The sequence below is a fragment of the Paraburkholderia sp. D1E genome, from assembly GCF_052682275.1.
Window position 1 is genome coordinate 1,976,978 of sequence record NZ_JBQYMB010000001.1, and the last position, 18,359, is coordinate 1,995,336.

Below are 18,359 nucleotides of genomic sequence, written 5' to 3' on the forward strand. Positions count from 1 at the left end.
GTGGCCGCGAATTGAATTGACTCGCAGCCTAGTCTACTGTGCGAATTCCCAAAGCCGAACCAGCCGGCGTGACTGCAAGACGAAGTTCGCGGTAGGCAGTCACCAGTGCGTCCAGGCTAAAGCCTCGGTTCAGGCCGCTAGGATTCGGCAACACCCATGCACGGGCACCGCCGAACGCTGTCGGTTGCAGACCCCAATCGATATCGCGTTTGCCCGACATGGCGCAGAGCGCCATCTTTCCAAGGAAGGCAACACACTGCGGTGCGTATCGTTCGATCTTCCGCTCGAATTCCACCGCAGCTGCTTTGAACTCCGATTGTGAAAGTTCGTCCGCTCGTGCGGTCGGACGCGAGACCACCGTTGTCAGGCCACAACCGTACTGCAGGAGAGCGCGATCGTCCTCGGGAGAAATGTGTTCAGGAGTAAAACCCGCCAGATGAACGGCCCGCCAGAACCGGTTGCCTCGGCCGGCAAAGTGGTGGCCGGTCGAGGCCGCAAGGACGCCCGGATTTATGCCGCAAAATACCACTGATAAACTCGGTTCGAGGATATCGGGAAGAGATTGAAGTGAATCGGAGTGAGTCACGGATGGTGCAGGCCTTTTCATGAAGTACATTCGAATCGCCGAGCGGGAATAACAGGCTACCTCGACGACAGCGTCTTCTGATTGCATCGAGATACTCTCACGGAAGGACCTGGAACCGCACCCGCCTGTTCCCCCATTGAGGGAGCCCTCTCACGAGATCAGTTTGAGTTGACATTGATAACCCTACGCTAAGCATATGGACCGAATCGATGCAATGAGGGTGTTCGTAGGCACGCTGGACGAAGGCAGCCTGGCGGGCGCCGGACGTCGGCTCGGGCGATCGCCAGCGGCGGTGAGCCGCGCCATCGCGTTCCTCGAAGAGCACACCGGAACGGCCCTGCTGCACCGGACGACGCGGACGATCAGACTGAGTGCGGCGGGCGAACGTTATGCGTCGGCCTGCCGGCGCATTCTGACCGATCTCGAGGAAGCCGATTTGCTGGTGGCAGACGAGTGGTCGGCGCCGCGGGGCATGCTCACAGTTGATCGCATTGCAGAGCAGGTCGGGTACGCGGACGGCGTCACGTTGCGGACGTTGCTACGGCGGCGGATAGGTAAGGGCATACGTGAGTTGCGGGCTTCGTAGAAACGCGCCCAGAAACGATTGCGGAATGCGCTTCGCGTCTCCCTTCACCCGCCGCGGGCAGAACTCACGTGACGTTTCGGCGAGCACAGTTTGCGTACCGACTCCGACAGGCGCCAGAACGGCGAACGCTGCAGCCTGGCAAGTTGTTGCTTCACCTCTCCTAAAGCCGCCCGCGTTGCTGCGAGTTCGCCTGCCAGCACTGTGTCGAACCCCGCGCCGTCGATCAGCGCGATATCCACGATACGTGTAGCCCGATGAGGAGGAACCTGCGTCTGCGGCCAGTTCGCCTGCGCACCGAAGGCCAATACCTGCGTGGCTTGCGCGAGTTTGCTGGTCCAGAGCGAAAATGTATCCGGATGCACGGCGCCGCTGCGCACCATCTCCTTGCCGAAATGCATGGCTTCAAGATGGATCTTCAATCCTTCCGACGCGTCGAACCCGCAGTGACGCTCGCCCCCACTCGTTTGACGCACGGTTCTGAACGATGGCTCAAGTCCTGTTAGATCGGCTACCCAGCGTTCAGCGGCCTGCGTATAAGCGGGCGACCGGGCCGCGAGGTCGCAATCAAAGATCGCGTGTGCGTGGGTTGCCGCATGCTGTAACGTAAGGAGCCAATGTCCAAGAAAAGCGCGATATGCAGCGGCAGGTGCAACACGCACGGCATGTTGCTTGAAAAAATCGAGGTAGGGTCCAAGCGTTTCTTTCCCGGGCTCCCGCGATACCTCTGGCAGATCGATATGCAGCGCATCGAGCACCCGGTCGACCATCGGCGTATGTCTGTTCAATGCCAGAACGGCAAACGGGACGGCGACAAAATGTGGGTTTCCGTGAGTGGCGAGCAGATCCCAACAGGAGAGCCATTGAGAAATCGGGTTTTTCTCGACCACGATGTGCACGGCGTCCGGGAAGGTGCTGCGGAACCACTGAAGTCGACCTAGCGATCGACAGAACTTGAAGACAGGCACGCTGCCTTGCTCATGAGCGGCGCCGATCAGATCGCGTAGATAGGCCTCAAGCCGGTCAGCTCCGTCTGGCGTTTGTCCCGTGAAAGAATCGATTGAAAAGCGCTCCTCGTAGCCGGGAATACCGCGTTCACCGGATCGAAGCAAATGAGCAAATTCGGCGAAATACGGTTTCTCCAGTTTCGGATGGCCCGAATGCCAACTGTCAGCCGTACTCGTAGCCAGGCTTGCCGAGTCGATCGTCGACAACATCTCGTGCAATGGTTCGTAGTAGGCGGTGACTTCGTTGAGACGGCGAAAACACGACCATAGCCATGTGCCCGCCGTTCTATAGCCGGAATGCAAAAACACTGCTTTTGTTACTGAAGTCATCGAGCGTAATGTAAGTTGAATTCCGATAACTTGTTCTGAACCCTCGTGCCAGGTAAACAATTCCTTCATATGCCACCCAGACTGGGCCGCAGCCCGCGGAGCGCCAGCGGTATCCGTACAACGTGGCTCAGGCAACACCGCAACGTACTGTCGTTTCAGAACGAGAAAATCGATTTATAGCTGGGTTGAATCGGGTTCCGCTCTGTTGCCGTCATCTCGAACCATGCGCTGAAATGCCGACAAAACACGCGCGCAGGTGAGTGTTTGACGCCAGAATTTCTCCTTGAGCCGCGCGGTGGGAACCCATTGCCAGGGCAAAACAACGTTGACGGTTCCCCACGCTGGGCGCCAGCGCTCAGACACGCGGCGCCGGCGGAACAGACTGATGGTCGGAATGCTGAGACTTGACGCAAGATGCCCGACGCCGGAATCGTTTCCGATAAACCAGCCGCATTCGTATAACCAGCATGCCAGTTCATGAGGGTTGCTAAATTCCGGCGCAGGGATACCCCATCTTTCCAGTTCGAACCAGCGCTCGCGTTCGTGCGGCGCAATCACAAAGTGGACGTCGTAACCACGCCGACGCAGATTTTGGGCCAATTTCACGAATCGTTGCGATAGCCAGCGTTTGTCCTCCGTGCTGGCCTCGGGGTGAATCGCGATCCGGCGAATGTATTGGCGGTGTCGTAGCGCGGGCGGGGGCGTCATGCCGTTGTACAAGCCGACATTCGATAGTCCGAGTTCGTCGCGGCAGAAGTCGGCGAAGCGTTCCGCCATACACCCTGAGCGGTCCCCAAATACGACCTTATCCAGATCAAGGACACAAGGATGGGCTTCCGTCAGGCGTGGCATTGGCTGATTCCGATGCATTTGCAGAACAGTGTCGTACGGCGCCAGCATTGCCTTGCTATCCGCCTCGTCCGGCAACGGTTGAATCGTCACCTCGGGGAACCAGTGTCGCAAAGCATGAGCTGGGCGCCCGAATACCGTGACATCAATACCGTTTCTTAAAAGATTTTGCACGATGACCATCAACACCAGCGTGTCGCCAATTGCGTTCGACATGACTACTGCGATGCGTCTGCGTCCGTCTCCGCTCATGCTTGGGAAGGGTAGCGAATTCATGCGAAATTGGCGCGTAGTTGCTCGAATGCCTGGGTCACTTTGCCAACGGACAACAGGTATTTCCAGTAACGCTCCTTCAGACGTCCCGTGGGCAGGTAGGCGCCGCCGATCAGCACCCGTCCGGTCCCCCAATCGGGGCGCCACGTGCGCGCGATACCGCGGCGCATGAACAACGAGAGGGTGGGAATCTGCAGGTTTGATGCAAGATGGCCGATTCCCGAATCATTACCGATGAACCACCCGCACTCGAAAAGCCACGCGGCGACGTGATCAAGCGAGGAGAGATCGGGCAGCGTGATACCTAAACGCTCGACGTGTTGCCAGTCCGCACGCTCGTGCGATGCAACCACAAATTGCGGGCTAAAACCCTGGTCGCGCAGTTCCACGCCCAGTTGAATGAAGCGTGACGCCAGCCAGCGTTTGTCCACGGTGCTTGCCGTTGGATGGATGGCGACGCGACGCGGGTGTTTGCGGTGCTGAAGTCCAGGCGGCGGCGTGATGCCGTTACTTTTCCCCGCATCCAGCAGACCGAACTCGTCGCGACAAAATAGTGCAAGTCTGTCTGCCATCGATTCCGACGAACGGGCGCGACAGATGTGATCGAGCAGGATCACTCGGGGATGCAAGCGATCCAGCCCGGCAAACGGTCTATTGTCGTGCATCTGAATGACCGTATCAAAGCCGTGCAGTTTTTCCGCAAGATGAGCTTCGCCCAATTCTGCCCGTATATCGATACCCGGGAACCAATCGCGCAAAGCATGCGCATGCTGGCCAAACACGGTAGTTGCAATGCCGTTTTTCTGGAGGTTGCGCGCAACCGTCATCATCAACAGCGAATCGCCTACCGCCGGTGAAAGAATCAAGGCCACGCGAGATACTGGCTGAGTTGCCTGCCACATAGATACATCCGATTGGCGCGCTTCCAACAGTTGGCGAAGCGCTTGCCAGGTCATGAACGGGTACCGCCCGCTGAATTGAACAAGTCTAGATTCAGCGCACGTTACTTGAGTTACAACGTCCATTACCGGGGTTTACTCCTGCTGTACCCGATGATAGGCAGCGCGATTGCCGGCGTTAAAACGAAGTCCCAATCTGGAACTGGAATTTCTGGTACTGGTCACCGGCGTGCTTCACGATCGGCAGACCGAAGTCGAGCTTCAGCGGACCAATCGGGGAAATCCATTCGAGACCTGCGCCATAGCTGTACCGCAATCCGTTGGCGCCGACGCTATTGCCTTCCGTGCCCCAGACGTTACCGCCGTCGACAAAGGTGAAGACGCGCAGCGTGCGGTCGTAGCCCGTGCCTGGCAGCGGGAATGTGAGTTCCACATTGCCCACAATCATTTTCGAGCCGCCGATCGGGTCGCCCGTCGTTGCATCGCGCGGACCCAGCGAGCTCGGCTCATAGCCGCGCACTGACCCGATACCGCCGGCATAGTAATTCTTGAAGATTGGGTAAGGATCGCCGCCGAGCCCATTGCCGTAGCCGCCCTGGAAGTTCAGGCCGAGTACGAAACCGCGTGCGAAGGAGTAGTAGTACTGGGCTTGCACATCGGTCTTGTAGTAGTTGGTTCGGGCGAGCGGTGTGCCGTACTCCGCGTTGAACTGCGTGAAGTAACCGCGGCTTGGCACCAGCGCGCTATCGCGGTTATCGCGCGACCAGCCCACGGTGACCGGTACGTTATTCGACACACGGCCGAACGAGTTGACGTAGTCGACATAGCTTTTCGGCGTGTTCGCGTCGACATCCAGGCGGTTCTGTTCAATGCCAGTGCCGAAGTAGACCATGTCCGATTCGGAGAAGGGGATGCCGAATTTCAGATCGGCGCCTAACGTGATGACACGGAAACTCGTGTCGGTCACGTTCGAGTAATACAACGGCTCGCTCGTCCGGTAGTAGACGTCGGTAATACGCTTGATGCCGTCCACCGTGAAGTAAGGATCGACTTGCGTAACCGTCAGCGTACGGAACGTTGTGGCGGTATTCACGTTCAGCGCGAGGCTCGTGCCCGAGCCGAACACGTTGTCTTGCGACACGCCCGCCGAAATGATCGGACCCTCGCCGGAACCGTAACCGAGACCCAGCGAAATCGAGCCGGTCGGCTTTTCCGTGACCTTCACGTCGATGTCGACCTGGTCCGGCGTGCCTTCAACCGGCACGGTTGTCACGTCGACATCGGTGAAGTAGCCGAGGCGATTGATACGGTCCTTCGACAGTGCAAGGCGGTTCGAATCGAACCACGAGCTTTCCATCTGACGCATTTCGCGCCGGACCACTTCGTCGCGAGTGCGCGTGTTGCCGGTGATGTTGATCGCGCGCACATAGACACGACGGCTCGGATCCACCTGTAGCGTCAGGTCTACCTTATGGTGCTCCTGATCGATTTGCGGCTGCGCATTCACGGTGGCGAATGCGTAACCATACTCGCCAAGCTTGTCGACGACGGCCTTGGTGGCATCTTTCAGCTTTTGAGCCGAGAAACGCTCGCCTGGTTTGATCTTGATGAGCTTCGAGAGCTCAGCCTCGCGGTTCAGCAGGTTACCTGCCAGATGAATGCCGGAGATCGTGTAAGGCTCGCCCTCGTGAATCGTGAGCGTCAGGTACATGTCCTTGCGATCCGGCGACAGCGATACCTGGGTCGACTCGATGTTGAACTCGAGATAGCCACGGTCCAGGTAATACGTGCGGATCTTCTCGAGGTCGTCGGCGAGCTTGTCTTTCGAATACAGGTCGTTTTTCGTGTACCACGAGAACCAGTTCGGTGTGGATAGCTCCATTTCATCGTGCAGTTCGCGGTCGCTAAAGACCTTGTTGCCGATAAAGTTGACCTGACGGATCTTCGCGCTCGGACCTTCAATAACCGAAAACAGGAGGCCTACGCGATCACGATCGATAGGCGTGACTGTCGTTGTCACTTCAGCGGCGTAGTAACCGCGCGTCAGATATTGACGCTTGAGTTCCTGCTGCGCGCGGTCGACGAGTGACTTGTCATAGTAGCGTCCCAACGACAGGCCAACCGCATTCAATGCTTTGACGAGGTTGTCCTTGTCGAATTCGTGGACCCCGGCGAAGTCGATCGTGCCGACCGCTGGACGCTCCTGCACCTGCACGACAACGACGTCGCCTTCGGCCGAAATCTTGACGTCGTTGAAGAACCCCGTGGCATAGAGTGCGCGGATTGCGTCCGATGCCTTGTTAGCGGTGAACGTATCGCCCTGCTTGATGGGTAGATACGAGAAAACCGTGTTGGGCTCGATACGTTGCAGGCCTTCGAGCCGGATGTCGCGCACCACGAACGAGTCTGCCGCGAAACCCGACGTTGCTGTCACGCTCAGGCCAATAAATGTTAGCGCCCGGGCGCTGCGGGTCAATAGCGTTTCAAAGTTCATACAGACAAACAGGAGGGATGCACAAAAAGGAGGGCGCAGACACATCTTGGGCTTACGCCTGCCTTGCGCTGCACGGGTCAACGGGGTGTAAGTGCGAGACGCACTATTGAAGTTTGCTGCACGATGTTTCCTTTACCCTGGTCAGCCCCGTCACGAGCGAAAGCACTTCAGTCATGTGGCGCGCTTCTGCGCGATGCATTCGAAACGACAGTTCGGCGCCACCCGGCAGACGAAATGTCAGGACCAGATGGGAGGATTCGTCTTTGTCTCCACCGATCGCCCATGCCTCGCACGGCATGGCGAATTTCATGTCGTCTTTTTTCCGGCGAACGCGCTGTGACCAGCCGATGGCGTTGGAGAGCGCTGCCAGGAGTTCGTGCATGACCGAGTAATGCAAGGCAATAACTTCGGGCTGGTTGCCTTTGAACATCAGGTACTGGCCGTCCGCGGTCAATTCAAACGAGTTCAGAGAATGAATCTCTAATGCGACTGACGGTGACATGTGGCACTCCCGGACTACGTTGATTGCGCAGTGTAGGAGAGTGAGATCGGTTTTCGGTTACGTGATGTTTACCGATTCTTCACCGGGAAAGGTGAAATAGATGATGAGAAAAACGAGGCGAATCCTATGGAAAGCACAACTTAAGTTGCGCGTCATGTAAATGGCAGCTTTGTAAGGTTGTGAATGTCTCTTTGAGTCAATGAAATTGACGCCTTTTACTCATATGTGATGCGTCGCGGTGCGGCTCGGATCTGGCGCTCGGGAATGCCTTCGCCATGTCGGGTACTGTCCGAGTCCTGTTTTCATTCGCTTCGAGGTTCCGGGCCGTGATCCGCTGATTAAATCGACGGGACAGATCCGAACACGGTCAGCGGCGAGGGGCGGTTTGGCTGAATCGCTGTTCGACGGACAGTGGAATGTTTGCCGGCGTGACCACGACCACGGACGACGACGGCCCGACAGCCGACGTCGGCAGCAATTTGTGAAAGTGCATGATGTGATGGCACGCGGTGCGCATGTCCTGTCGCAAGTCGTGGTGTAGCACGGCGCTGAGTTTTCCTTCGCGCAGCAACTCGACATTGTCCCTGTCCAGGTCGTGCCCGATAAAGCATTTTGGCGTCTGGCCCATTGACTTGAGTGCGCGAAGTATCGCCACGTTGCCGCCGCCCATCGAATACACCGCCACGACTTTGCGGCCGGAACCAACGGCTCGCTTTACTCTTGCCTCCGTTTGAGCGTCCAGGCCATGCCCGCCGCTGGCGTCAACGAGTCTTAGCCTGGGATATCGCCGCTGCAACTCATTGCGGAAGTTGGCTTCGCGTTCCTCCTCCCCTCTAAAGCGCTCGTTGCTCATCGTGACTAGCACGTCACCTTCCCGGCGAGCGAGCCATTGACCGATGAGATAAGCGGCTGTCGCGCCCGCCATCCGATTGTCGAGGCCAGCGTAGGCAATGCGAGCGGACTGCGGAATATCTGTAAAGATCGTGATGACGGGAATCCCCCGTTGCTGCAAGTCCGCGACAGCGTCGGCAATGTCGGGAACATCCTGCGCCTTGAGCAAAACGCCGTGGCTGCCTCGGCGGCCAATCGCTTTCAGGACGTCGACGACTTCCGCCGTTGTCATTGTGTCCTGCATCAGAAACCGCGGCCGGAACACGGCTGGCTGCAGGCCCGGCAGTTCCGACTCCAGTGCTTCACGTATCTCGTCGGAAAACCTGCGCGGCGCTTCGACAACAACATCGACAACGAGTTTGCGCCCGCTGGTCGCCAACTGGAACTGCTGTTTCTCCAGTTCATTTATCGCGTGCTGCACGCGCTGGCGGGTGTGTTCACGGACATGCTCCCGTCCGTTCAGCACCCGGTCGACCGTGGCGAGCCCGAGGCCCGCCTGGAGGGCGATTTCCTTCATCAGAAAGCGATGCGCCACGGCAACTCGCCCCCAATTGAGGTGTTTTTGAGGTGTTTATCGTACCGCAAGTGCCCGCTGAAGGACTATTGTTGAAGCAAGAACAGAAGGAGACACCATGAAGGCCACTGACTCGCGTCGCGACGCCCCAGTACGCAATGGATACCGGGAGCAGGATTGCAGCCTTCAGGACTTCGTCGCTGCGCTTCGCCCCCGTCCAGAAGACGACAGCCTGAGGTTCGCCTCTGCGATAGTCGACCACATTCCGGTGTACGACTGCCGTGAGCCTGGCAGCGCCCTTGAAGATGCATCGCGGCGCGCGGATCTGCAGAGCGAGTGGGCGAAGGTATTGAACGTGGGAGCGGGCGTGCTGGTGCTGAAGCGCGTTTATGCCGACACAGTAGTGGTCGATGAAGCGACAAGAGTCTTCGAGTCACTCATCCAGGAGGAACGCGAAGCCGGCAGCGCCGCTGCGGACCATTTCGCAAAAGCGGGCGCGAATGACCGCATCTGGAATGCGCAAGAAAAGCTTTGCCTGCGCGCGCCTGCGGTGTTCGCCCGCTACTTCGAGAGCGCGGCTCTTTGCGCGATAGCTGAGGCGTGGCTGGGTCCGCACTTTCAGGTGACCTCGCAGGTCAATGTCGTACGACCCGGCGGACAGGCGCAACAGGCGCACCGGGATTACCACCTTGGATTCCAGACGGTGGCGGAAGCTGAGCGCTATCCGGCTCACGTTCATGCGATGTCCCCCTTTCTCACGCTGCAAGGGGCGGTTGCCCACACCGACATGCCAGTGGAAAGCGGACCGACCAAGCTGCTGCCTTACTCGCAGCGCTACGCCGAGGGGTACCTCGCATGGCGTCGTCAGGACTTTCGCGACTACTTTGAAACACACTACGTGCAACTGCCGCTCGAAAAAGGCGATGCGCTGTTTTTCAATCCCGCGCTCTTCCATGCAGCCGGTTCGAACCGCACGGCTTCTGTTCAGCGCATGGCCAATCTCCTGCAGATTTCCTCGGCCTACGGGCGGGCGATGGAGTCGCTGAATCGCACGAAGATGTGTGAGGCGCTGTATCCGGTCCTACTGGAGCGGATGCGCTCGGCGAACATCACAGGGGAAGAGGCCAACGCGGTGATTGCGTCGTGCGCCGAAGGTTATCCGTTTCCGACGAACCTGGACCGGGACCCTCCGCAGGGTGGACTGGCGCCGGAGAGCCAGCAGGGACTATTTCGGCGGGCGCTAGCAGAGCTGTGGAGCGCGGACAGATTCGCAGCCGCAATTCGTGAGCAGGCTGAGCGGCGCGAAGCTTGAGGATTGAATCAAGCTTCTTTCACCGGCTGCGTCCCCCAAAACAGCACGGCCTCGACCGCGAAGAACATAACAAGCGGCACGATCGCCCCCACCGTCCCCGCGATCTCATGCCCAAACCGGCTCGTTACATAAAGCAGCACGATCATGCTGAGCGCCATGCCCGGCGCGCCGAGCCCGCGCAGCGCCGCGCTGCGATGGTAGCCGAGCCAGAACGCGGCCCGCGCGACGATCCAAACCGCGGTCGTCGCCACCACTGCGCGCATGGACGAGCCGTCGGGGCAGTAAGCGGCGAGGCCGAACAGTGATGCCGCAAACACGATAATCTGTTCCACCGTGTTCTGCAGGTATCGTTGATTGACGCGCAACCTGTGTGTCTCGAAACCCGCCAGCGGATCGAAGGCGGGCGAGGTCAATCGCTCGTGCGCCACGGCTTCGATGCCCGTCACCAGGCCGAACAGCACGGCAACACAGCAGCATTTGAGCGTCAGCAGCATCCGCGCGCCAACGCTGTCCATACCCGGCAGCGGCGACATCAAAAGATCGATGCCGAGCCAGAGCCCCAGGGCAAGCAGTGAGGCGACCGCGATGCCGGCAATGCCGACAGAGCGCTGACGGCGAAAGTCGGGCGCGTGATGGGCCGGAGCGGTCATGGATTTTTCCTCCTGGCGTTTCGTAAGGCGGCATCGGACGCGGCCTGCGCGTTTGCCTTGTGCGATCGCTAGTGTATTGCGTCGCCCTTGCGCTGTGCATTTTGCGAGATGAGGGAGTCTAATCTGGCGCTAACCGGGCTTCCGCTGGTCAAAGATTTAAAACAGCTTTTGCCACTGATCCTGCTTCTGCATATCTGCGCGTGTATTGACCTCGATCAGGACGCCACCAGGCGAGCGACAAAAAAATCGCGATCCGCGCGAGTTGTTGAAGACTTCCGTTTCCATGCGAACACCGCCCTCGAGAAATTCTTTGTAGAGGGTATGGACGTCATCCAGGCTATCGACCTCCAGTCCGAAGTGGAAGTTTTCGGGCCACGCCGGGACTTCCTCTTTGACGTGGTCCAGAACGATGTCAAAACCATTCCGTTTGAGCAGACAACTGTCCCCAACGGCAACGATCTCGCAGCCAAGGTATTGCTCGAAAAACGCAGCCGTCTCGGCTACGTTGGTTGTGGGAAAGCTCAGGTGATTCAGCTTCGCTTCTTTACGAAGATTCATGATCGGTCTCGCAGAAAGATGAAATGTTTTTGTGGTGGGTGGTCGCCAATCTGATCTGTGTGATCGGGCAGACCATGTGATTCCACAGAACCCATTTTGCGAGTAATTACTCGATTCTGAAACTCGCATTGGATAGCACTGTCGCGCTGCTGCGTAACGCAATGGTGGCGGGGCTTCGGGCCGTGTGCCGCAGCATCGATATGAACAATTGCTCGTATTTTTAGAGATCCGGACAGGTTCCGGTATTTCGGCCTCAAGATACGCACGCAGGCAACTGGGCGCGTGCGAAGACGGCGTTTGGCGTTAGGTGGTCTGGGACGTCCGCTGTTTCCTGGCCCGCGTCCGTGCGGGCGGCTGATCCGTGATCCCGAGGTATCCAAACAAAGCGCGGCCCACACGAGATTCCAGTGCTCCGCGGTCCACTTCCCCACGCTCTCCCGCTCCATCTACGATGGCACGCAGAATGGCGAGGAGGTCGTCGGTTGCTACCTCGACGTTCAGTTGCGGCGGAATGTCCTCATGGAGCAGAATCTGTCGCATCAACTCGCCAAAAGCGGTTTTCAATGCCACCAGTTCATTGGCAATGGCCGGGCGGTTTTCCTCGAAATCGAGCGCGCGTGCAAGTGCAGGACGACGCAGTTGCTGGTGCACCGAAACGGTAATCAGATACTTCAGCGCCTGCTGACCGGTTGGCTGGCTCAATGCGCCTTTAGCCTCCGCGAAGAACACGGCGCCTTCACGCTGACTCAGCGCAACGATAATCGCGTCTTTGCCAGGGAAGTACTGATACAAGGTGCCGACGCTAACGCCCGCGCGCTGCGCGACGACGTTGGTATTCAGGCCGTCCAGTCCTTTAGTTTCAAGTACCCGTGCCGCTGCCTCCAGAATGACCGCAACGGTCTGTTCCGCGCGGGATTGCTGTGGAATCTTTCGCGGCTTTAGTGATTGACGCCGATTTGTCGCCATGATCCGATCCGAAGAGAAGCGAGTATTCGCTCGGATTCTACAGCGTTAAGAATGACTCGTTTAGTAGCGGGCTGTCACCGTGGATCTGGAAGCGGCCACGCATGTGCGACTCGTATCGACAATCGGTCGCGGAGAGTTAGGCGTTTGCCCGCTCCACAGAGCCGCCCGCCGGATCAGTTCGCCTCACGCACCCAGTTGCCCCCATGCGCCGCGGCCTGTGCAGCGGGCGACGTCGCAAGATAAGCCAGCGCCTGCTCGGTGGAACCTTCGTGATGCGGCGTATAGCGCGGATTGAAATAGCGCAGCGCTGCCGCGATCATTTTCCAGAACGACGGCAGGCAACCGCGTCGCGCGCCGGCGCGCCAGGCGAGGATAAAGCCTCGGTACGTGCCGGCGCCGGGATCGCGCCGGTGCATGAAGCGTGCACCGCTGGTGAGAAAGTAGAGCAGAAGCATGACGGTCGAAAGCATGTGGAAGCAGCGTTCGAAATAGGTGCCGCCCATATGCCGGAAGATGTCGAAGGCTACGGTGCGATGCTCGACTTCTTCGGCGCCGTGCCAGCGCAGCAGGTCGAGCATGGTCGGATCGGCATTGGCCGCGTCGAGCCCGTCGGCATTGAGCACCCAGTTGCCGAGATAACCAAAAAAGTGTTCCAGCGCCGCGATGACACCAAGCTGCTGGCGCAGCCAGAAGCGTGTCTTGCCGATCTTCAGCCCAAGCGGTTGCTCGCCGAGCAGCTTGCCGAACAGCCAGTCGAGTTTCCGGGTGAAGGGTTGCGTGTCGATGCCGTGCGCCTTGTAGTAGTGCGTAAGGACCCCGCCGTGCGAGCGCGAATGCACCGCTTCCTGCCTGAGGAACCCTTGTGCGTCGTCATGCAACGCCGGGTCGGTGATGAGCGGCAGTGCCTTGTTGTAGACGCGGCAGAACCAGAGTTCGCCGGCGGGGAACAGCAGGTTCAGCACATTGATGACGTGCGTGCTCGACGGGTCACCGGGAATCCACTGGATGGGCGTTTGGCTCCAGTCGAACTTCACATGGCGTGCCCTGATCTTGTGTTGCGTGTGTTCCTGGGTCATGACGGTCTCCGGCGTCCGGTTGATGACGTCCGCGCTGATCTCAACGCGGCACCATGCTGATGCGGGCGCGCCATCGTCCAATGCCGCTGCCCGCGCCGGTCACGACTGCGAGCTTGCCGCCCAGCGATTTGCGTGGGGCACCCAATTGCGCGGCGTGCATACGGGCGCGTTGCAGGGTATCCGGTTCGGGGCCGCCTTCGGTGTGATTGACCAGATCGCGCACCATCTGCGCCATCTGTTCGGGGTGGGTGACCGGCACCCAATGCCGCGCGACCAGTTCACGGCGCCAGTATGTCGGCACCCATCGCGAAAGATCTTCGGACAGCGCCGGGCTGACGTATTTGTCCAGCGTCGGCACGATCACCTGGACCGGCGCGTGTGCGTAGCGCTTGCGCGGCGTGAACAGGCAGCGGATGAAGTTGGCGCGGTACAGCGATACGCCGCGTATGCCGTCCTGCGTTTGTGTCGGGCGAGGCGTGATCGCTGTCTTCTCCACACGACGCAGCACCCGCGGCCACGCGCGGCCGAGCCACAAGCGCCAGGTCAATCCAGGGAGCACCGGCAAGTGGAACAGCAGCACATACCAGGACCGCACCAGCTGACCCATGAGCTTGCCGATGGAGCGCGGCGTGGGGCGTAGCAGCCGCGCCCGTATCCAGTAAGCCACGTGGTCGAGGCACGGGCCGGAGCACGACGTGTACGAGGCAATGCGTCCACGCAAGCGCTCTTCGGTGACGAATTCCCAGCCCTGGATCGAGCCCCAGTCGTGCGCGACCAGATGGACGGCGCGTTGGGGGCTCACGGCGTCGATGACAGCGATAAAGTCGTCGGTGAGTTTGTCCAGGCGGTATGCCGATGTGCGCTTTGGCGCAGTGGATTGGCCCGCGCCGCGCACATCGTAGGTAACGACGTGGAAATCGTTTGCCAGCAGTGCGGCCAGCGCGTCCCAGACTTCGCTGTTGTCGGGGTAACCATGCACCAGCATCACGGTGGGCCGGGCAGGATCGCCCCACGCTTTGGCGGCGAGCGTTACGTCGCCCGAGCGCACCGTGAAACTGGTGGGACGTGTGGCCGGCGGCGCCTCGTAGAGCGTGGTCGGTAAGGGTTCGGTCAGGAGTTGCATGTGCGCCTCCGTCATGCCGCGACCAACGCCTGGCTGCGCTGCGCCCAGCGGCGCACGTGCGGCAGGTCGTCGTCGAGCCAGTAGGCGTCGTCATCGGTGATGACCAGCAGTTCTTCGAACTTGGCGCCCACACCCTGAAAGCCGAGATGCGGCTCGACAGCCCACAGGCCGGGCGTCGGCGCGTGATCCGAGCGGCGATCGATCGACCACAACGGCGACCAGCCTTCCTTCCTGCCTGCGCTAACCTGGTCGAGCACGAGATTGCGCGTGGCGTTCAGGCCGAAGCGCGCCACGAAGCGCGGCTTCGCGGGGTTATGCAGCTTCGCAACACGGTGCGCAAGCACCTTGAACGGATAGGCCTTGTGACGCGGCTCCACGCCCTGTTTTCGGCATAGCTGGTCAACCGCGCGGGCTACGTCCGCAAGCGTGCGCCGTTGTTTCACCATGCTGACGATCAGTTCGCGGTGTTCGGCCAGGTCGTCTTTCAGTTGCTCGAGAATGAGATTCGTGCCGACGCAGGTGGCATAGCCGACGTCGGCGATGACACCGTTCAGCACCGGCGCCACGTCGAGAATGACCGGCATGTTTTCTTCCAGCCGGCGCGAACTCGGGAAAAAAGCCAGATTAAAGCCGGCCATATGCGACAGCCCCGAAAACCCCTCGAAGGCGGTACGGTCGCCGAACCAGGCGAAGGGTTTGTGCAGCCAGTCACGCACGCCGTGATCCTGCAACCATTCGGTCAGCAGGCGAGCGGCGTCTTTTTCCGTCATGCCCGGCTGGAGCATTTCGCCGACGCTCTCGACGCACCGATAGGCCAGTTGCTGGACTTCGCGGAACTGCGCCAGCTCGTCCACGTTGACGTCTGGAATGGCCTTATCACCCATATCTGCCTCCCGAATATGCTGTCCGACGGCATGCGGCGACCCGTCACGATGACATTTTTTAGTGTTACATTTATCAATGTAATGATTGGATGCTACACCAAGCGATTCGCCCGTCCACTAGTTATTTCCCTGAGGCTCGGTTGAAGTCGACACGATCGCGGTCGATTTCATCGCGTGTCGTTCGTCGTGCTCATAGGATGGTGGTGCGGTGACGCCGGTCCGGGCGTCGTCGCTTTCCGCCGCTATTCGACTTTTAACCAGAAAGGAGCGCGTTCATGACTTACGTCGATGGATTTGTCGTGCCGGTAGCCACGATCGACCGCGAAAAGTACATAAAACAGGCTGCGATGGCCGCGGGCGTTTTTAAGGAGAACGGTGCGTTGCAGGTGGTCGAGTGCTGGGGAGACGACGTGCCGGAGGGAAAGCTGACTTCGTTTCCGATGGCCGTCAAACGCAAGGATGACGAAACGGTGGTGTTCTCGTGGGTTGTCTGGCCGTCGCGTCAGGTGCGGGATAAAGGCATGAAAGCCGTGATGGAGGATCCGCGGCTGCAGCCTGACGTGAATCCGATGCCTTTCGACGGCAAGCGGCTGATCTACGGTGGCTTCGAGGTCATCGTGGATGTGTGAAGGTCAAAGGAGGCGGCGCCGGCCGGAAATGATCAAAGGTCCATTTCCATGCGGTCCGCCCCTCCGGTACAGCCTTTATCGCGTTTTAACGGCCGTGTCGGGCAGCAGGATTCGCCCGTCCACCTGACGGATGTCAGTGTGGCCGCAAAAGGCCATGGTGATGTCCAGTTCCTTCTGGATGATCTGCAGGCACTGCGTGACACCCGCTTCGCCCATTGCACCCAGGCCGTAAAGGAAACTGCGGCCGATCAGGGTTCCCCTGGCGCCGAGCGCAACGGCTTTGAGTACGTCCTGCCCGCTGCGGATGCCGCCATCCATCCACACCTCGATGCGTGAGCCGACCTCGCGTGCGATCTCGGGGAGTGCCGAGATCGAAGAGGGTGCGCCGTCGAGTTGACGGCCACCGTGATTGGAAACGATCAGCGCGTCAGCGCCGCTGTCGGCGGCAAGGCGCGCATCTTCGACATCCATGATGCCTTTCAGAATGAGCTTGCCGCCCCACAGCTTCTTGACCCACTCGACGTCCGCCCAGCTCAGCGTCGGATCGAACTGTTCGGCGGTCCACGAACCTAGGGACGACAGATCGCCCACGCCCTTTGCATGACCGACGATGTTGCCGAAGGTGCGTCGCCGCGTGCCGAGCATGCCGAGGCACCAGCGCGGCTTGGTCGCGAGGTTGATGAGGTTCGCGGGGGTCAATTTGGGCGGTGCCGACAGCCCGTTCTTGATGTCCTTGTGGCGTTGGCCGAGGATCTGCAGGTCCAGCGTTAGCATCAAGGCGCTGCATCGCGCCGCGCGAGCACGCTCGATCAATCGCACAATGAAATCGCGGTCGCGCATCATATAAAGCTGGAACCAGAACGGCTTGGCGGTTGCGGCGGCAACGTCCTCGATCGAGCAGATGCTCATGGTGGACAGGGTGAACGGCACGCCGAACTTTTCCGCTGCGCGCGCCGCGAGGATTTCGCCGTCGGCATGTTGCATGCCGGTCAATCCAGTCGGTGCGATCGCGACGGGCATGGTGGCTTCCTGGCCGACCATTTCCGTGCGTGTGCTGCGGCCGGTCATGTTGACCGCTACGCGCTGGCGCAGCTTCAACTGCTGGAAGTCGCTTTCATTGGCGCGGTAAGTACCTTCGGTCCACGAGCCACTGTCGGCGTAGTCGTAGAACATGCGTGGTACACGTCGTTGAGCAAGCTGGCGTAAATCTTCGATGCAAGTGATGGCAGGCACGGTTTCTCTCAGCGCAGGGAACAACGGCGAGTGTAGCAGCCACTACAGCCAGCCTGAAGGGTGACATTCAAAAGGCAACGCACGACGTCTCGCTTCTCAAAGTTTGAGACGTTCGATGCCAATCTCACGCGCCGTTGTGCTCTCGCAATACCCGCGCGCTATCGCTGTATGGCGCGACAGCCGGGGCTGCGGCTACAACCAGCGCCAGATGCCCGCGGCCCAACCGGCGAAGGGGATATGCGCCCAGGTCGCAACGAGCCAGACGACGAGGCCGCCCAACAGCGCGTGCAAACCGAACCCGCCCAGCCGTGCACGGCCGGCGGCGATCGCGGCGAACGGCAGGTAGCTCGTCTTCGATTCCCATACGGGCCAGAGATCGGGCTGGAGCTGTTCCTTCTTCCGATCCTGCAGTGCGGCGCCGACGAGCGCGAGGAGGACGATAGCCGTTGCGGCGATGATGTTTTTGGTCACCGGGAACACGGCGATGTGGCACAGCCCCCAGAGTGCGAACGACCACATCATCGGGTGACGCGTCACCGCGTATACGCCGAGCGCCGCATCCGGGAACGCACTGGGCCGCCCGCCGGTGGGGAGCGCCGGGTTACGGATCAGGGAGCCCATCAGGAGGATCGACGCGATCAGCATGAGCACGGTCACAATCGCCCAGAGCCCGTTTCCGACCGGCCATAGTGATTCCGTCAGGGGCGCCTTTCGATAGGCCACGATCAGCCAGCCAAGCGTCAGGAAAGCAACCAGCGAATAGACGCCGAGGAACCCCACTTCGCCTATTGCGGCGACCAAACGCTTGCGCAGCGGATGGGACAAGACAAAGTGACTACCCACGAAGGCGATTGCCGCTACTGCAACTGCGTTAGTGCTTCCCATTGGCCCGGCTCCTCAAGTCATGTCGCCGGCTGACCGTATTGCCTATTGTCGACGGCGTGGTACAGGAATTTTCAGTTGCCCTTGCCTTTGATCTTACCCCAACGGAACTTGAAAA

At 59.7% G+C, this 18,359-nt stretch carries 16 protein-coding genes and 2 pseudogenes; 3 read left to right on the top strand and 15 right to left on the bottom strand.

Features of this window, described 5'->3' with window-relative positions:
- Nucleotides 1-28 precede the first annotated feature (28 nt).
- On the bottom strand, nt 29-607 hold the full coding sequence (gene mug, locus ACUN0E_RS09045; RefSeq protein ID WP_445570409.1) for a G/U mismatch-specific DNA glycosylase: 579 nt from the start codon (nt 605-607) through the stop codon (nt 29-31).
- A 175-nt stretch (nt 608-782) separates the two neighbouring features.
- Between mug and ACUN0E_RS09050 the strand changes: the two are divergent.
- Nucleotides 783-1,070 (top strand): annotated as a pseudogene (locus tag ACUN0E_RS09050) (LysR family transcriptional regulator); the annotation flags it as partial.
- A gap of 146 nt (nt 1,071-1,216) precedes the next feature.
- Here ACUN0E_RS09050 and ACUN0E_RS09055 read toward each other — a convergent pair.
- The 6 genes from ACUN0E_RS09055 to ACUN0E_RS09080 all read right to left on the bottom strand — a co-directional run bounded on the left by ACUN0E_RS09055 (nt 1,217) and on the right by ACUN0E_RS09080 (nt 8,949).
- Nucleotides 1,217-2,485, bottom strand: a complete 1,269-nt coding sequence (locus ACUN0E_RS09055) for a hypothetical protein (protein ID WP_445566350.1) — start codon at nt 2,483-2,485, stop codon at nt 1,217-1,219.
- A 195-nt stretch (nt 2,486-2,680) separates the two neighbouring features.
- Entirely contained in the window at nt 2,681-3,571 is an 891-nt protein-coding gene (locus tag ACUN0E_RS09060; RefSeq protein ID WP_445566351.1) for a glycosyltransferase family 9 protein, read from the bottom strand.
- A gap of 56 nt (nt 3,572-3,627) precedes the next feature.
- A complete protein-coding gene (locus tag ACUN0E_RS09065; protein ID WP_445566352.1) occupies nt 3,628-4,584 on the bottom strand; it encodes a glycosyltransferase family 9 protein in 957 nt (318 codons plus the stop codon).
- A 121-nt stretch (nt 4,585-4,705) separates the two neighbouring features.
- Nucleotides 4,706-7,021 (bottom strand): outer membrane protein assembly factor BamA, encoded by a 2,316-nt coding sequence (bamA, locus tag ACUN0E_RS09070; protein WP_408229293.1) that lies wholly within the window; start codon nt 7,019-7,021, stop codon nt 4,706-4,708.
- Nucleotides 7,022-7,124: 103 nt separating this feature from the next.
- A complete protein-coding gene (locus ACUN0E_RS09075) occupies nt 7,125-7,523 on the bottom strand; it encodes a hypothetical protein (RefSeq protein ID WP_408229290.1) in 399 nt (132 codons plus the stop codon).
- 367 nt (nt 7,524-7,890) lie between these two features.
- Nucleotides 7,891-8,949, bottom strand: a complete 1,059-nt coding sequence (locus ACUN0E_RS09080) for a LacI family DNA-binding transcriptional regulator (protein ID WP_445566353.1) — start codon at nt 8,947-8,949, stop codon at nt 7,891-7,893.
- 97 nt (nt 8,950-9,046) lie between these two features.
- On the opposite strand from ACUN0E_RS09080, the gene ACUN0E_RS09085 reads away from it, so the two are divergent.
- On the top strand, nt 9,047-10,240 hold the full coding sequence (locus tag ACUN0E_RS09085; protein ID WP_445566354.1) for a phytanoyl-CoA dioxygenase family protein: 1,194 nt from the start codon (nt 9,047-9,049) through the stop codon (nt 10,238-10,240).
- An 8-nt stretch (nt 10,241-10,248) separates the two neighbouring features.
- On the opposite strand, the gene ACUN0E_RS09090 is transcribed toward ACUN0E_RS09085, so the two are convergent.
- The 6 genes and pseudogenes from ACUN0E_RS09090 to ACUN0E_RS09115 all read right to left on the bottom strand — a co-directional run bounded on the left by ACUN0E_RS09090 (nt 10,249) and on the right by ACUN0E_RS09115 (nt 15,497).
- Nucleotides 10,249-10,890 (bottom strand): MAPEG family protein, encoded by a 642-nt coding sequence (locus tag ACUN0E_RS09090; RefSeq protein ID WP_445566355.1) that lies wholly within the window; start codon nt 10,888-10,890, stop codon nt 10,249-10,251.
- A 156-nt stretch (nt 10,891-11,046) separates the two neighbouring features.
- Complete coding sequence (locus ACUN0E_RS09095) at nt 11,047-11,448, bottom strand: VOC family protein (protein WP_408229278.1); 402 nt, start codon at nt 11,446-11,448, stop codon at nt 11,047-11,049.
- Between the two features lie 303 nt (nt 11,449-11,751).
- Entirely contained in the window at nt 11,752-12,414 is a 663-nt protein-coding gene (locus ACUN0E_RS09100) for a TetR/AcrR family transcriptional regulator (RefSeq protein WP_445566356.1), read from the bottom strand.
- Between the two features lie 173 nt (nt 12,415-12,587).
- Nucleotides 12,588-13,490: a metal-dependent hydrolase gene (locus ACUN0E_RS09105; protein WP_408229272.1), complete on the bottom strand. Its 903-nt coding sequence runs from the start codon at nt 13,488-13,490 to the stop codon at nt 12,588-12,590.
- A gap of 64 nt (nt 13,491-13,554) precedes the next feature.
- Nucleotides 13,555-14,613, bottom strand: a pseudogene (locus tag ACUN0E_RS09110) (SDR family oxidoreductase); the annotation flags it as partial.
- Nucleotides 14,614-14,624: 11 nt separating this feature from the next.
- Nucleotides 14,625-15,497, bottom strand: coding sequence for a M24 family metallopeptidase (locus tag ACUN0E_RS09115; protein ID WP_445566357.1), 873 nt, complete (start codon nt 15,495-15,497; stop codon nt 14,625-14,627).
- A gap of 275 nt (nt 15,498-15,772) precedes the next feature.
- Between ACUN0E_RS09115 and ACUN0E_RS09120 the strand changes: the two genes are divergently transcribed.
- Nucleotides 15,773-16,126 carry a DUF1428 domain-containing protein gene (locus ACUN0E_RS09120; RefSeq protein WP_408392867.1) on the top strand — a complete coding sequence of 118 codons (354 nt, stop codon included), beginning with the start codon at nt 15,773-15,775 and terminating at the stop codon, nt 16,124-16,126.
- 75 nt (nt 16,127-16,201) lie between these two features.
- Here ACUN0E_RS09120 and ACUN0E_RS09125 read toward each other — a convergent pair whose 3' ends face one another.
- Nucleotides 16,202-17,359: an alpha-hydroxy acid oxidase gene (locus ACUN0E_RS09125; protein ID WP_445566358.1), complete on the bottom strand. Its 1,158-nt coding sequence runs from the start codon at nt 17,357-17,359 to the stop codon at nt 16,202-16,204.
- Between the two features lie 192 nt (nt 17,360-17,551).
- Nucleotides 17,552-18,244: an NnrU family protein gene (locus ACUN0E_RS09130; protein WP_445566359.1), complete on the bottom strand. Its 693-nt coding sequence runs from the start codon at nt 18,242-18,244 to the stop codon at nt 17,552-17,554.
- Nucleotides 18,245-18,359 lie beyond the last annotated feature (115 nt).

Excerpts from the sequence above, each read along its gene's own strand:
- mug (WP_445570409.1), bottom strand. The coding sequence starts at position 607 with ATGAAAAGGCCTGCACCATCCGTGACTCACTCCGATTCACTTCAATCT.
- ACUN0E_RS09060 (WP_445566351.1), bottom strand. The coding sequence starts at position 3,571 with ATGTCGAACGCAATTGGCGACACGCTGGTGTTGATGGTCATCGTGCAA.
- ACUN0E_RS09065 (WP_445566352.1), bottom strand. The coding sequence starts at position 4,584 with ATGACCTGGCAAGCGCTTCGCCAACTGTTGGAAGCGCGCCAATCGGAT.
- bamA (WP_408229293.1), bottom strand. The coding sequence starts at position 7,021 with ATGAACTTTGAAACGCTATTGACCCGCAGCGCCCGGGCGCTAACATTT.
- ACUN0E_RS09075 (WP_408229290.1), bottom strand. The coding sequence starts at position 7,523 with ATGTCACCGTCAGTCGCATTAGAGATTCATTCTCTGAACTCGTTTGAA.
- ACUN0E_RS09085 (WP_445566354.1), top strand. The coding sequence starts at position 9,047 with ATGAAGGCCACTGACTCGCGTCGCGACGCCCCAGTACGCAATGGATAC.
- ACUN0E_RS09090 (WP_445566355.1), bottom strand. The coding sequence starts at position 10,890 with ATGACCGCTCCGGCCCATCACGCGCCCGACTTTCGCCGTCAGCGCTCT.
- ACUN0E_RS09095 (WP_408229278.1), bottom strand. The coding sequence starts at position 11,448 with ATGAATCTTCGTAAAGAAGCGAAGCTGAATCACCTGAGCTTTCCCACA.
- ACUN0E_RS09100 (WP_445566356.1), bottom strand. The coding sequence starts at position 12,414 with ATGGCGACAAATCGGCGTCAATCACTAAAGCCGCGAAAGATTCCACAG.
- ACUN0E_RS09105 (WP_408229272.1), bottom strand. The coding sequence starts at position 13,490 with ATGACCCAGGAACACACGCAACACAAGATCAGGGCACGCCATGTGAAG.
- ACUN0E_RS09115 (WP_445566357.1), bottom strand. The coding sequence starts at position 15,497 with ATGGGTGATAAGGCCATTCCAGACGTCAACGTGGACGAGCTGGCGCAG.
- ACUN0E_RS09120 (WP_408392867.1), top strand. The coding sequence starts at position 15,773 with ATGACTTACGTCGATGGATTTGTCGTGCCGGTAGCCACGATCGACCGC.
- ACUN0E_RS09130 (WP_445566359.1), bottom strand. The coding sequence starts at position 18,244 with ATGGGAAGCACTAACGCAGTTGCAGTAGCGGCAATCGCCTTCGTGGGT.